This is a genomic window from Levilactobacillus wangkuiensis (assembly GCF_016861605.1).
Classification (GTDB): Bacteria; Bacillota; Bacilli; order Lactobacillales; family Lactobacillaceae; genus Levilactobacillus; species Levilactobacillus wangkuiensis.
In genome coordinates this window covers 40521-54612 of the sequence record NZ_BOLM01000019.1, presented here as the reverse complement: position 1 = coordinate 54612, position 14092 = coordinate 40521, and the positions used below count along the sequence as shown (strand labels likewise).

Here is a 14092-nt window from a genome sequence, read left to right as displayed (position 1 = left end):
AAAAGTATAGGTCTCCATGGCCTATTTGTTTACCCTTAATGTCTTAAGGGGTGTTGCACTTCAATTTTAAATCGGGCGTTTCCAAAAAACGGTGAATTTAAGAGAATCGTTAGGAAAAGACACACCCGGTGTGTTATACTGCATAAAGATTGTTTTCGAAAAGGAGCAAAGGAGAGCCATGACAGAAGATATTCGCCTGGTCATTATCACCGGGATGAGTGGGGCCGGCAAGACCGTCGCCATGCAAAGCTTTGAAGATTTAGGCTACTTTTGTATTGATAACATGCCGCCTTCGTTGCTGCCGAAATTTTGGGACCTGGTTCGCGAGTCGGGGAAGCTGTCCAAGATTGCGTTAGTGATTGACCTGCGTTCACGGGCATTTTATGACGAAATCGTCCGGATGCTGAACGATGTAGCGGTTCATGGGACCATGAACGCCCAGGTGCTTTTCCTAGATGCCTCGGATGAGGAGCTGGTATCCCGTTACAAGGAGACCCGCCGTTCCCACCCGTTGGCGCGAAATGGCCGGGTGATGGAAGGGATTCAGCGCGAGCGCACCTTGCTCGCCCCCATTCGTCAGGCAGCGCAGTTGGTCATTGATACCACAAAATTAAGCCCGCGGAAGTTGCGGGAAGAAATTTTTCATAACTACGAAACGGAAACTACCCACACATTTCACATCGAGATCATGTCGTTTGGCTTTAAATACGGCCTGCCCATCGATGCGGATATCGTGATGGACGTCCGGTTCCTACCGAATCCGTACTACCTGCCCGAGCTGCGGGAGCAAACCGGGCTGGATCAACCGGTCTATGATTACGTGATGAGTCAACCACAAACGGAAGACTTCTATCAGCGTTTCGTGGGCCTGTTGACGTCCATCGTGCCCGGCTATAAAAAAGAGGGTAAGTCGAGCTTGACGATTGCGATTGGCTGTACCGGTGGGCAACACCGCTCGGTCGCCTTGACGCAACGCATTGGCAAGACCCTCGGGGACACGTACCCCGTACACGTCACCCATCGGGATATCAACAAACGAAAGGAGTCCGCTAATCGATCATGAGAGACCTAACAAACAGCCGCCGGCCCAAGATCGTGGTCATTGGCGGAGGCACGGGGCTACCGGTCATCTTGAGCAACTTACGCGATCAAGATGTTGATATCACGGCAGTCGTGACCGTTGCTGATGACGGGGGCTCCTCCGGCATCATCCGGCATTACGTGAACGTTGTGCCGCCTGGAGATATTCGCAACGTCATGGTGGCGTTGGCGGAAGTCCCAGACATTTATAAAGACCTATTCCAGTACCGGTTTGAAACGACGGATGATTTCTTTGCGGGTCACGCCATTGGCAATCTCATCATTGCCGCCCTGTCAGAAATGCGGGGGGGTATTTTTGATGCCGTGCAGGAATTGTCCCAGTTGATGCGAGTCAACGGCCACATTTATCCGGCCGCAGACGAGCCGTTGGAACTACACGCGCAGTTCGCTGATGGCAGTACGCTCAGTGGGGAGTCGGAAATCACGGCCGCCCACAAGCTGATCAAGCGGGTCTGGGTCGAAACCAGTGACCACCATGACCAGCCGCAAGCCGTCCAACCCGTGATTGATGCCATCATGAACGCGGACCAAATCGTGTTGGGACCGGGGAGCTTATTTACCAGCATCCTGCCCAACCTGATGATCAAGAGCGTGGGGGATGCCGTGCGCGAAAGTTCCGCCGAGGTCGTCTACATCTGCAACATCATGACGCAGAAGGGCGAAACGGAAAACTTTACCGACGCCGATCACGTGCGTGTGTTGAATAAACATTTAAACGCCAACTTTATTGATACCGTATTGGTCAACACCCGTAAGGTGCCCGACCAGTACATTGATTACCAACGTTGGGATGAAATGTCTCAACCCGTTCGGCATGATTTTCAGGGACTCCGTGATCAGGGGTGCCGGGTCATTTCGACCGACTTTTTACAATTACGCGATAACGGGGCGTTCCACAACGGGCAAGAGGTCGTTCATGAACTCTTGAACCTGAGTGGGCAACCGCGCTATCGAATGAAACGGAGGCCTTAACGGTGTCATATGCCAGTGAAGTCAAGAAAGAATTAACCACCCTGGAGGTCCACCGAGACAACGCTAAAGCCGAATTGGTCGCGTTGATCCGGATGAACGGTGCCTTAGGGCTCGCGAACCACCACTTTGTCTTGAACGTCCAAACGGAAAATCCTGCGATTGCCCGGCGGATGTACCAGCTGCTCAAACAGTTCTATGATTTGGAAAGTGAACTGTTGGTTCGGCGTAAGATGAAATTAAAGAAAAATAACCTGTACATTGTGCGGGTCAAGACCGGCGTCACGGAGGTCTTATCCGACCTGGGAATCTTCGACGGCATGCAGCTGCTGGAGTCTGTGCCCGATGACATTTTAAACGATGACATGCGGGTGCGGTCATACCTCCGCGGGGCCTTCCTCGCTGGTGGTTCCGTCAACAATCCCGAGACTAGCCGTTACCATTTGGAGATTTACTCACTATATGAGGAACATAACCAGATGATTGCGGAGATGATGAACCGTTATGACCTCAATGCACGGACCATCGTGCGGCGGAGTGGGTACATCACCTACCTGAAGGGGGCCGAAAAGATTGCCGACTTCCTATCACTGATCGGGGCGACGACGGCCATGCTGCGGTTCGAAGATGTCCGGATCATGCGCGACATGCGCAACTCGGTCAATCGCTTGGTTAACTGCGAGAACGCCAACATGGACAAGGTGGCCAATGCCTCGACCCGCCAACTCGATAACATTCAGTTCATCGATGCGACGGTCGGTTTGGGTCAACTGCCCATCAAGCTGCGAGAAGTCGCTGAGGCCCGGATGGCGCACCAAGAGGTTAGCTTGAAGGAGCTAGGCGACCTGGTGCCCGGCGGTCCGATTTCCAAGTCCGGGATCAATCACCGGCTACGCAAAATTAATGATTATGCCAAACAGCTGCGCGAAGAAGCGACGGCCTAGGCAGAGGAGAGTGAGTCAAAAGGCGGTTAGCCGGCGAGCATTAAGGCTGATAACCGGATAATCCTGGTCTTGGATTGTTTGGTTATCAGTTTTAAGCGGAACCGGGTGCCTTTTGTCGCACGTTTCGGCCATATAAATGGGTACCACAAAAGCGAGTCTGGGATTTTGTCTCAGGCTCTTTTTTTTTGGCCAATTTTACGCTGAAAAAAATGCGCGTAAAAAAATAGCACCGGCCACGGGGGTCAGTGCTATCGTTAAAACAGGTTTACTTTTTTTGTTCACTACTATTGGTCATGATGTGGTCGATCAAACCGTAATCGACGGCTTCTTGGGCACTCAAGTAGTTGTCCCGTTCAGTATCTTGATTCAGACGTTCAACGGGTTGACCAGAGTTGTCAGCCAAAATCTTGTTGATCAATTGACGGGTCTTCAAGATTTCGCGAGCAGCAATTTCAATTTCAGTTTGTTGGCCTTGGGCACCACCGGATGGTTGGTGAATCATCACTTGGGCGTGAGGCAAAGCAAACCGCTTGCCCTTAGTCCCGGATGAAGCCAAGACACTGGCCATGGAAGCTGCCATCCCCAATGTAATGGTTTGCACGTCGGATTGGATGAAGTTCATGGTATCGTAAATGGCTAAGCCGGAAGAAACGACCCCACCTGGTGAGTTGATGTAAAGTGAAATGTCCTTAGTGGAGTCTTGGGCATCCAAGAAGAGCAACTGCGCAATGATGGCGTTTGCCATGTCATCTTCGATTGGACCAGACAACATAATGATCCGGTCTTTTAAGAGTCGTGAATAGATATCATAGGCCCGTTCGCCACGGGATGATTGTTCGATAACTGTTGGTACTAAATTCATGACAAGATAGCCTCCCTTATTAACTATTAAATGGCTAGCGTTTTGCTAACATGTTGTTAGTGTACCGCTATGGTCAGAGTAGGTCAAACGAAAAGACTCGCTGAAGAACCCTGAACGTTTTGACTAAAACTATCATAACAGAGTTTGGCCAAACGTCACGTATTCTGTCAGTCAATTGGGAGAGTGCTAACGACGCTAAGCCTGAGTATTCAGTCAGTTACGACCACTTACGCCGGTTAAATAACCAGTTGCGACCAGTCTATTTATTTTTCAATTGGGATATGGTTTACTAAGAACAACGAAAGGGGGTGGCAGATTGAAAATTCACGTGGAAATTGACGACACGGTGACCGAGCCCGAGGTGACGATTCGGGCGGCAGCCAATACCGACCTTAGCCAACTGATGGCGGCACTTACGACCGTCGAGACGACGCCCAAGCGGCTGACCCTGCGACAACGGGGCCAGAGCGTACAGGTGGCCGTGGCGGATATCCTTTTCCTGGAAGCCGCTGATCACCAGGTCATGGTTCACACGGCCGACGCGGTCTTCGTGACCCGGCAACCGCTGTATGAGTTGGCCGAGAGCCTACCGGTGACTTTCCAACGGATTTCCAAATCAGCCATCCTCAATCGCAACCAAATCTTGTCGCTGACCAAGTCGGTGACCGGAAATTTGGTTCGGTTTCAACAATCGCATAAACAAATTTACGTGTCGCGCCGGTATTACAAGGCGTTGAAGGACGCATTAGAGGAAAAGGGGTAAGTGCCATGCATCGAAATTGGTTTTGGGGTGTGTTCCTGGTGTTAGCCGCGGGTATCTTAGTGACTAGCCGGATGGGAATCTTCACCTATCAAATTGGGTTCTGGACATTGTTAGTCGCGGTCTTCTTAGTGGCCGCGTTTGTGGAAAGCTTGGTTCATTTAACGGTGGGGGGAATGGTCTTCTCGCTAGCGTTTCTGGCGATTATCTTTGCGAAACCGTTGGGCATCGCGGCGCTAGCCCCCTGGACGATTCTCGGTGCCGCCATCTTGCTGACAGCCGGGTTGTCCCTGATCATCAAGCCGCGGTGGCGGTGGCACCATCACGGCCCACGCGTCATCGTCAATGGTCAGGATTGGCATCACCGGGGGCAAGACTGGACGGAAGACGTGCAGGACGTGGATGATCCCGAGTTGACGGTGGACGTGAACATGAGCAGTAGCATCCGCTACCTGCAGTCACAAGATTTTAAACGCGCGATTATTAAGGTATCCATGGGCAATGCCAAGGTTTACTTTGATAACGTGAAGGTCAATGAAACCGGTGCAGATGTCTACGTGGATGATTCGTTTGGTGGCGTCGAACTTTACCTGCCCAAGACGTGGAACGTTAAAAATGATATGAATACCAGCTTTGGCGCAGTCGAGGAAAAAGGTTTCCAGGAGATTGATCCGAATGCGCCGGAAGTCCGGGTTCACGGGAATATTTCCTTCGGTGGGATGACCATTATTTACGTCTAAGTAAAAATTTTGCGACGGCCCCTTGAATTTATATGCAGTATCAGGTATAGTAATTAAGTACTCAAAAATACTGATGCTGTTATGCGCCCGTAGTGTAATGGATCGCACGTAAGATTCCGGTTCTTGAAATGGGGGTTCGATTCCCTCCGGGCGCATCAGTTGGTCGTAACCCTTGTGGTTGCGGCTTTTTTTGTTTCAAACAAGTGGCTTTTTGTGGACAAATGTACACCAGGATGTAACCGGCTTTCTATGTAACCATAGATGTACACCATCAGATGAGGACTAACGTGGTTTTTGTGTAGCACTCACTCCCTTAGCAAGCTAATTAATGACAGTAAAAAAGCCTGGAATTTAATCCCAGACTCTGAATAAAAACTAATTTAGCGACGAATCTGATCCCAGCGTTTCCGCAGGGGCAGGGCAATCAATGGCGCCACAAGCACATCTAATAGTAATTCCGGAACACCATTCGTGAGTAACGAAATCATTAAGACGTAGCCTAAAGTTTGGTTGCCCTGGGCGCCGAACGCGGTGGCCACGGCGGGCGTTTGGTAGAAGATAAAGACCAATCCCAGGACTAGCAACGTATTGACCAGCGCCGCACAGCCAGCAGCGACCTGCATGGATCGTCGTTGGGACCAGTGACGCTTGAGTCCCCAGGCATACAGTCCACCGGCAGCCAGACCCATCAATAGCCGGGGCAGAATAGAAATGAATGGGTTGGTAAAGATCAGTGGCGCTACCGGGCTGGACGGCCAGGTGAAGGCCCGAATGAACGTGATCAGGCCCCAGAAACCACCAATGGCCATGCCGTCCTTCGGTCCTAAGGCGGTGCCGGCGACGATGACGGTTAACCCAATCAACGTCATACTGAAGGGCCCAAAGGGGATGTAGCCCAAAAATGGAATGATATTTTGTAGTAAAACAATCGCCATGAGGAGCGCGTCCACCACCAGGCGGAAAGTCTTATGTCGCGTCATTTACCGAAACCTCCACGTAAGTTAATGCCGTTATTATAGCATGATTTTTCATGAAAAAAGCCAAACTGACTTGTATTTTTATCCAAAATCAGTTATAGTAATTGAGGTGTTGTTCATAACAATTTTTATGCGCCCGTAGTGTAATGGATCGCACGTAAGATTCCGGTTCTTGAAATGGGGGTTCGATTCCCTCCGGGCGCATCACTAACAACACGGCATCTCATACCTTTGGGTGTGGGATTTTTTTGTGCCCGGAAATGAGTTTGTGGCTGCTGTAACGGATTGAGATTGGGCATGCAGCGACTAGCCATTTTTTTCTGAACAGTGGCTCGCTCAGGCGGTGAAATCGTCACTCTGAAGGGGACTGATGCAACCTAATTTTCCAGTTTCTTCCATTGTAAGGGCTTACATAAATTAACAGACTGAATCACTTGCTAAAGCGCTTGTGGTGACTTATACTATTAATCGTAAAAGGTTGGCTCTGGTTGGCCTTTAAATTTTTGACCAGGGTGGGCGTTTATCAGCCACCTCTGGTCGAATAACGTCCCACTAGGAGGTAAGCAGGATGCATGAAGATTGGCAGTGGGTCGAGGCAATTATGCCCCAGATGGTTGGGAAACTGACCAGCCGCTTCCGTGTTCTGCAAGGAATTGCCAACCTCCAACCCGTCGGTCGCCGGACCCTCGCCACCAAGCTAGCTTGCTCGGAGCGTACGGTTCGAACAACGACGGATGCCTTAGCGGGACTCGGTTTTGTCCAAATGTCCGTGAAGGGCATGCAGATCACGGCCACTGGTCAGCGCGTTCTACAGGGGTTAGCCCCCGTTATGAACGATTTGGCCGGTCGTCAACAGCGAGAACGGGAACTGGCACAACGGTTGGGCATTGCCCACTGTACCATCGTGCCCGGTGATAGCACCGCGGCGAATGGCTCGCTCAACGGCTTAGCCCAGGCGGCTAGTCAAGTATTGAACGGCCAGATGCCACAGGGCCAAAGTACCGTGGCTGTCATGGGTGGCCACACGTTGGCCACCGTGGCGGACGCGTTGACACCGGCACTAGCCGTCAATCGGCAGTTGTTATTTGTCCCCGCTCGCGGTGGGGTTGGTGAATCGCCAGCCATTCAAGCCAATGCAGTTAGCGCTGCCATGGCTGAACACACCAACAGCGAGTTTCGGCAGCTGTATGTGCCTGAGCAATTAAATACGGAGACTTACAAGCCACTCTTTGCCGAGCCGGCCATTCATGAAGTGCTCCAATTGATTGCCCAGAGTAATGTGGTGATTCACGGTATCGGTCAGGCATTCGTCATGGCCGAGCGGCGCAATATGGATCCGCACGTGATTGCCGATTTATCCGCGGCCCATGCCGTGGGTGAGGCCTTTGGTTATTTCTATGATGACCAGGGCCACGTCGTCAGCAAGTTCCCCCGTATCGGGCTGGAAATTGGCGACTTAGCCGCTAAACAATTAGTCATCGCCGTCGCCGGTGGTGCCGAGAAGGGCGCTGCGATTGCGGCGTACATGCGTTTAGCGCCAGCACAGACTTGGTTAATTACCGACGAAGGTGCTGCTGACTTTGTTTTAAAGAAGTGATACAATGAACATGTATTGCTTTTTAAAAAAATTATCTTTGTTTGCTTCCTGAAGGAGGAAATCACAGTATGACTGTAAAGATTGGTATTAATGGTTTCGGACGTATCGGCCGTTTGGCTTTCAAGCGGATTCACGAACTCCACTCAAGTGACATCGAAGTTGTTGCCATCAACGATTTGACGACACCTTCAATGTTGGCTTACTTGTTGAAGTATGACTCAACTCATGGTCGTTTCCCTGGCGAAGTTTCCGCTACGGACAAGGGCATCGTGGTTGACGGTAAGGAATACCCTGTTTACGCTGACCCTAAGGCTCAAGACATTCCTTGGGTTAAGAACGACGGTGTTGACTTCGTTCTCGAATGTACCGGTTTCTACACTTCCGAAGAAAAGGCTCACGCCCACATCGATGCTGGTGTTAAGCGGGTATTAGTATCTGCTCCAGCCGGTGCCGTTACGACGGTTGTTCCTGGTGTTAACATGGATGCTTTAAGCAAGGACGATGTGATCGTTTCTGCTGGTTCTTGCACCACGAACTGTTTAGCACCTATGGCTTACTTCATGAATGAAGAATTCGGGATCAAGGCCGGGACTATGACCACGATTCACGCCTTCACTGCTACCCAACAAATCTTGGATGGCCCTCGCGGTAAGAAGATGCGTAACAACCGTACTGCCAGTGTTAACACGATTCCTCACTCAACTGGTGCCGCTAAGGCTATCGGTTTAGTTATCCCTGACTTAAAGGGTAAGTTACAAGGCCACGCACAACGTGTTCCTTTGACTGACGGTTCTTTGACGGAATTAGTTACTGTTCTGGACAAGAAGGTTACTGCTGACGAAATCAACGACGCTATGAAGAAGCACACTGAAGGTAACGAAGCCTTTGGTTACAACGCCGACGAAATCGTTTCTTCAGACATCATCGATGATGACCACGGTTCTGTCTTTGACCCAACCCAAACTGAAGTTACGACTAACGGTGACACCCAATTAGTTAAGACTGTTTCATGGTACGACAACGAATGGGGCTTCACTTGCAACATGGTCCGGACTTTATTGCACTTCGCAACTCTCTAATCCGACCGTTGTAACAGTAGCTTATAAATAGACTCACGAACGCGGCGGAGGGAGGAATTTCTTCGCTGCGTTTTTTGTAAGTCGTTAAAAATTTGCACAAGTCCTTTGAAATTCGGAGGTAAGTGCTGTATATTGTGAAAGTAATCATTTAAAGATAAGAACTCAAGGAGGATTTCAGAATTGGCTAAATTAACAGTTTCTGATTTAGACTTAGAGGGCAAAAAAGTCCTGATGCGGGTCGACTTTAACGTCCCAATCAAAGATGGCGTGATTGGTAACGATAACCGTATCGTTGCTGCATTACCAACGATCAAGTACGTAATCGAACATGGTGGCAAGGCCATCCTCTTATCCCACTTAGGTCGGATCAAGAAGGAAGACGACAAGCCAGCATTGTCCATGCGTCCAGTTGCTGAACGTCTGTCCAACTTGTTAAACAAGCCGGTTACCTTCGTCCCAACGACTGAAGGCAAGCAGCTTGAAGATGCCATTGATGGCTTAAACAATGGTGACGTCTTAGTGATGGAAAACACCCGTTACGAAGATGTTAAAGACGGCGAATACGTTAAGCGTGAATCCGGTAACGACCCTGAATTGGGCAAGTACTGGGCTTCATTGGGTGACGTCTTCGTTAACGATGCTTTCGGGACGGCTCACCGTTCTCACGCATCTAACGCCGGCATCGCTGCCAACATGGCCCAAACGGCTGCTGGCTTCTTGATGGAAAAGGAAATCAAGTTTATCGGTGGCGCCGTTGACAACCCAGAACACCCATTTGTTGCTATCTTGGGTGGTGCTAAGGTTTCTGACAAGATCGGTGTGATCGACAACTTGTTGGCTAAGGCTGACAAGATTCTTATCGGTGGTGGGATGACTTACACGTTCTACGCTGCTAAGGGTATGAAGATTGGGAACTCATTGGTTGAAACTGACAAGATTGACTTAGCCAAGGAAATCTTGGACAAGGCCGGCGACAAGTTGGTTCTGCCTGTTGACTCCGTTGTTGCTGAAAAGTTTGACAACGATGCCGCTCACAAGACGGTTGACGGTGACGTGCCTGATGGCTACATGGCCTTGGACATCGGACCTAAGTCAGTTGCTGAATTCGAAGACGTTCTGAAGACTGCCAAGACGGTTGTTTGGAACGGCCCAATGGGTGTCTTTGAAATGAGCAACTACGCTGAAGGAACTTTGGAAATTGGTAAGTTCTTGGGTACCTTGACGGATGCTAAGACGATTGTCGGTGGTGGTGACTCAACTGCTGCTGTTCAACAACTTGGTGTTGCTGACAAGCTTTCCCACATCTCTACTGGTGGTGGGGCTTCTCTCGAATACCTCGAAGGGAAGACGTTACCAGGAATTGCCGCAATTTCTGATAAGTAAATTAATAAAGAGCTGTGGTGGTCGTCATCACGGCTTTTTATTGTGATAGTCGCCGATCATTAAGGGTCTTCGCTGGCTAATCCAGTGAGAATTCGGTAAGATGATGAGCGTAGTCAATTTATTTTTAGGAAAGGGTGGATTAGGTTGCGGATACCACTCATTGCTGGTAACTGGAAAATGAACAAAACGGTAACGGAAGCGCGCAGTTTCGTTGAAGCTGTGCAAGGGAAGTTACCGGCTGCGGATGTCGTGGAAACGGCGATTGCCGCACCAGCGTTATTTTTACAGACCATGTTAGAGGCAAATACTGAAGATGTGCTGCGCATTGGCGCGGAGGCTTGCTACTACGAAGATGACGGGGCGTACACGGGGGAAACTAGCCCACGCGCGCTCCACGAGATGGGGATTCCGTATACCATCGTCGGTCACTCCGAACGGCGCCGCTACTTTAACGAAACGGATGATGTCATTAACCGGAAAGTCCAAGCGGTTTTCCGAAATGGCATGACGCCAATCGTGTGTTGTGACGAAACTATGGGACGACGTGAATCTGGTGAAAAAATTCACTGGGTCGTCAACCAGGTGACCGCCGCATTAAAGGGTGTCAGTCCGGAAGATGCTGCGAAGATTGTGATTGCTTATGAACCCAGCTGGGCGATTGGCAGTGGGACTTCCGCATCGACCGACCAAGCCGAAGAAGGCTGCTACCTGATTCGCCAAACGTTGGCAGACATTTACTCGGATGATTTAGCCAATGGCGTTCGAATTCTCTACGGTGGGAGCGTCAAGCCCGACAATATTGCTGGTCTGATGGCCAAGAATAATGTCGATGGCGTGCTCGCCGGGGGCTCTAGTTTGGATGAAAACTCTTTCATTCAGCTGGCGAACTACCAAAATTTGTAATTCGAGCAAAATGTGATTGAAAGTTCAAAGTTAAACTTATAGAATAAAGCATGGGATGGTTGTTTTGTTCCCGTGAAGCCAAACACTCATAAGGAGAGAATACAAAAAATGTCTATTATTTCTGATATTTACGCACGCGAAGTCTTAGATTCTCGTGGTAACCCAACTGTTGAAGTTGAACTTTACACTGAAGCCGGTGCAATGGGCCGGGGGATCGTTCCTTCTGGTGCCTCAACTGGTGAACATGAAGCCGTTGAACTTCGTGATGGCGACAAGAGTCGTTTCATGGGTAAGGGTGTTACTAAGGCTGTTGACAACGTAAACAACATCATCGCCAAAGAAATCGTTGGCTACGATGTTACCGACCAACGTGCCATTGACCAAGCTATGATCGACTTGGACGGTACGCCAAACAAGGGTAAGTTAGGTGCTAACGCTATCTTAGGTGTTTCCTTAGCTGCTGCCCGTGCTGCTGCTGACGAATTAGGCCAACCTCTGTACAACTACTTAGGCGGGTTCAATGGTCACGTCCTTCCTACGCCAATGATGAACGTTATCAACGGTGGGAAGCACGCCAACAACAAGGTTGATTTCCAAGAATTCATGATCATGCCTGTTGGTGCCAAGACCGTCAAGGAAGCTATCCGGATGGGTTCAGAAACTTTCCACAACTTGAAGAACTTGTTGAACGAAAAGGGCTACTCAACTGCCGTTGGTGACGAAGGTGGTTTCGCTCCTGACTTGAAGAACAACGAAGAACCATTCGAAATCTTAGTTGAAGCTATCAAGAACGCCGGCTACGTACCTGGTAAGGACGTTGCTATCGCCTTTGACTGTGCCTCATCAGAATTCTACAATGCTGACACCAAGAAGTACGAACTTAAGGGTGACGGCAAGGAATACACTGCTGAAGAATTTGTTAGCTTGCTGGAAAGCATCGTTGACAAGTACCCAGTTGTTTCCATCGAAGATCCTTTGGACGAAAACGAATGGGCAGACTGGCAAATGGCTACTGAACGCCTTGGCAAGAAGGTCCAAATCGTTGGTGACGACTTATTCGTTACGAACACGGACTACTTGGCAAAGGGTATCAAGATGGGCGTTGCCAACTCTATCTTAATCAAGCTGAACCAAATCGGGACTTTGACTGAAACTGTTGAAGCCGTTGAAATGGCTAAGCAAGCTGGTTACACGGCCGTTATCTCTCACCGTTCTGGTGAAACTGAAGACACGACTATCTCTGACTTGGTTGTTGCTTTGAACGCCGGTCAAATCAAGACTGGTTCAATGAGCCGTGGCGAACGTATCGCTAAGTACAACCAATTAATGCGGATCGAAGACCAATTAGGTAAGACTTCCAACTACAAGGGTATTCACTCCTTCTACAACTTGAGCGAAGATGCGCGTTTGGCCATCATCAACAAGTAGTTTAAAAATGAATGTGAAGAAGCAAGTCCAGCGATGGGCCTGCTTCTTTTTTTACATAATTTTTTGTGCGTGAAAAAGAATTTGAAAAACTTGCGCGAAAAATAAAATAATAGGCGATTTCTTACGGAGTTAACTTTAACGAGGGGGAATTACAATGATGAATTTTACAAGATTGCGCGTCATGCTGTTGATGGTTAGTGGCTTTACTGTGGGGATGGGTGGTGCTGGGGCTTTTGGGGGCTCGGTGGCGTTGGCTAAATTGGTGACTGTGGAGCACAGGATAAATGCCATTGATGAGGGGAACTCTAAAGCAGAGACTAGGCTCTATAAAAGGGAAACACAACGGCTCGAAGCGGGAGATGAAGTAACGTACCTACCTGAGTTGCAAAGACTATCGCCAGAAGTTCATTCCGGAGCTAATGGCATACAAACGGTCTTGTATAATGGCACCATGACATTGGTAAATGTTCATTTGGCGTTTGTTACTGAAAAAGGGGAACAAATTTATGCAAGAGAGTCGGACCCCAAACTATCACTTGGTGGACGACTACGTTTGGAAGTGCCGAAGGGATATGAGCTGATCAACGTTAAGGATGTGGAAAAGATAGTGCTGTCGAAGGAGGAAGATTGGAAGATTAAGGTGAAGGCTATTTCTACGGACCATTCTAATGGAATGGCGGGTGGTGAACCGAAGCCACAAAATCCGAAGCCAAAACCGAAGCCGCAACCAGAACCGAAACCAGGAACGAATTCAGAACCAGACAAGCCCGCCAAACAACCAAACACTGGCGGTGATAAGGACGTGGTAGCCATTCCTAAGCCGCCAGCGCCATCGAAACCGCAAACCAAACCAAGTACACCGCAGGCACCAACGCCACATCCTAGGCCTGTTCAAGTACCCACAATCACGCACCCAATCGGGCAAACGGCTTTGGCCACTGTTTCACGGCCAGGTAAGAAGCCAGTGCCTACGCTAACCACCGCCCCCAGCACCAGTACCTTGCCACAATTACAGGTGGTTAATCATCCGCTGAGCCATCAAGGGGCTGCGGACTGGTGGCATCCGGTGACGGCAAACGTTACGCCAGATAAGTCCATTAAGCGACCAGTTCAGCAGGAGCATCAGTCTCAAACGGCTCATCGTCGTCCGGCTGGGACCCAGTCGACTAAGGCTCAGCAGCCAGGACGTATTGCGAAGCCAACGCAATCGACAAAAACGACGCAGTTACCTCAAACAGACGAACAAACGCTTCCATTGGCGTGGTACGGCGCTAGCGCCCTTCTAGGGCTTACCGGTCTAACTGGATACCGGCGGATTCGTCGTTAGTCTGACAACATTTTGTGATAAA

The 14092-nt window shown here is 49.7% G+C and carries 13 protein-coding genes and 2 tRNA genes; 13 read left to right on the top strand and 2 right to left on the bottom strand.

The window, feature by feature from the left end:
* Positions 1-178: 178 nt before the first annotated feature.
* From rapZ to whiA, 3 genes are read left to right on the top strand one after another with little or no spacing between them, the layout of a single operon-like run.
* Positions 179-1063, top strand: coding sequence for an RNase adapter RapZ (rapZ, locus tag JUF13_RS11715; protein ID WP_125765548.1), 885 nt, complete (start codon positions 179-181; stop codon positions 1061-1063).
* Positions 1060-2073: a gluconeogenesis morphogenetic factor MgfK gene (gene mgfK, locus JUF13_RS11710; RefSeq protein WP_203639823.1), complete on the top strand. Its 1014-nt coding sequence runs from the start codon at positions 1060-1062 to the stop codon at positions 2071-2073. The genes rapZ and mgfK overlap by 4 nt, the downstream gene beginning before the upstream one ends.
* Positions 2074-2075: 2 nt before the next feature.
* Complete coding sequence (gene whiA / locus JUF13_RS11705; RefSeq protein ID WP_203639822.1) at positions 2076-3014, top strand: DNA-binding protein WhiA; 939 nt, start codon at positions 2076-2078, stop codon at positions 3012-3014.
* Positions 3015-3279: 265 nt separating this feature from the next.
* Here whiA and clpP read toward each other — a convergent pair whose 3' ends face one another.
* Positions 3280-3876, bottom strand: a complete 597-nt coding sequence (gene clpP / locus JUF13_RS11700; protein ID WP_125765551.1) for an ATP-dependent Clp endopeptidase proteolytic subunit ClpP — start codon at positions 3874-3876, stop codon at positions 3280-3282.
* A 316-nt stretch (positions 3877-4192) separates the two neighbouring features.
* On the opposite strand from clpP, the gene JUF13_RS11695 reads away from it, so the two are divergent.
* From JUF13_RS11695 to JUF13_RS11685, 3 genes are all read left to right on the top strand, one after another.
* Entirely contained in the window at positions 4193-4639 is a 447-nt protein-coding gene (locus JUF13_RS11695; protein WP_125765552.1) for a LytTR family DNA-binding domain-containing protein, read from the top strand.
* Between the two features lie 5 nt (positions 4640-4644).
* Positions 4645-5376 carry a LiaF transmembrane domain-containing protein gene (locus tag JUF13_RS11690; RefSeq protein WP_203639821.1) on the top strand — a complete coding sequence of 244 codons (732 nt, stop codon included), beginning with the start codon at positions 4645-4647 and terminating at the stop codon, positions 5374-5376.
* Positions 5377-5459: 83 nt separating this feature from the next.
* A tRNA-Arg gene (locus JUF13_RS11685) sits at positions 5460-5531 on the top strand.
* A 225-nt stretch (positions 5532-5756) separates the two neighbouring features.
* On the opposite strand, the gene JUF13_RS11680 is transcribed toward JUF13_RS11685, so the two are convergent.
* Positions 5757-6356 (bottom strand): ECF transporter S component, encoded by a 600-nt coding sequence (locus JUF13_RS11680; protein WP_203639820.1) that lies wholly within the window; start codon positions 6354-6356, stop codon positions 5757-5759.
* A 129-nt stretch (positions 6357-6485) separates the two neighbouring features.
* Between JUF13_RS11680 and JUF13_RS11675 the strand changes: the two genes are divergently transcribed.
* The 7 genes from JUF13_RS11675 to JUF13_RS11645 all read left to right on the top strand — a co-directional run bounded on the left by JUF13_RS11675 (position 6486) and on the right by JUF13_RS11645 (position 14070).
* A tRNA-Arg gene (locus tag JUF13_RS11675) sits at positions 6486-6557 on the top strand.
* 364 nt (positions 6558-6921) lie between these two features.
* Positions 6922-7950: a sugar-binding transcriptional regulator gene (locus tag JUF13_RS11670; protein WP_203639819.1), complete on the top strand. Its 1029-nt coding sequence runs from the start codon at positions 6922-6924 to the stop codon at positions 7948-7950.
* A 68-nt stretch (positions 7951-8018) separates the two neighbouring features.
* Positions 8019-9029 carry a type I glyceraldehyde-3-phosphate dehydrogenase gene (gap, locus tag JUF13_RS11665; RefSeq protein ID WP_125765556.1) on the top strand — a complete coding sequence of 337 codons (1011 nt, stop codon included), beginning with the start codon at positions 8019-8021 and terminating at the stop codon, positions 9027-9029.
* 180 nt (positions 9030-9209) lie between these two features.
* Positions 9210-10412 carry a phosphoglycerate kinase gene (locus tag JUF13_RS11660; RefSeq protein ID WP_125765557.1) on the top strand — a complete coding sequence of 401 codons (1203 nt, stop codon included), beginning with the start codon at positions 9210-9212 and terminating at the stop codon, positions 10410-10412.
* Between the two features lie 144 nt (positions 10413-10556).
* Complete coding sequence (gene tpiA, locus JUF13_RS11655) at positions 10557-11315, top strand: triose-phosphate isomerase (RefSeq protein ID WP_203639818.1); 759 nt, start codon at positions 10557-10559, stop codon at positions 11313-11315.
* 108 nt (positions 11316-11423) lie between these two features.
* Positions 11424-12743 carry a phosphopyruvate hydratase gene (gene eno / locus JUF13_RS11650; RefSeq protein WP_203639817.1) on the top strand — a complete coding sequence of 440 codons (1320 nt, stop codon included), beginning with the start codon at positions 11424-11426 and terminating at the stop codon, positions 12741-12743.
* A gap of 154 nt (positions 12744-12897) precedes the next feature.
* On the top strand, positions 12898-14070 hold the full coding sequence (locus tag JUF13_RS11645) for an LPXTG cell wall anchor domain-containing protein (protein WP_203639816.1): 1173 nt from the start codon (positions 12898-12900) through the stop codon (positions 14068-14070).
* Positions 14071-14092 lie beyond the last annotated feature (22 nt).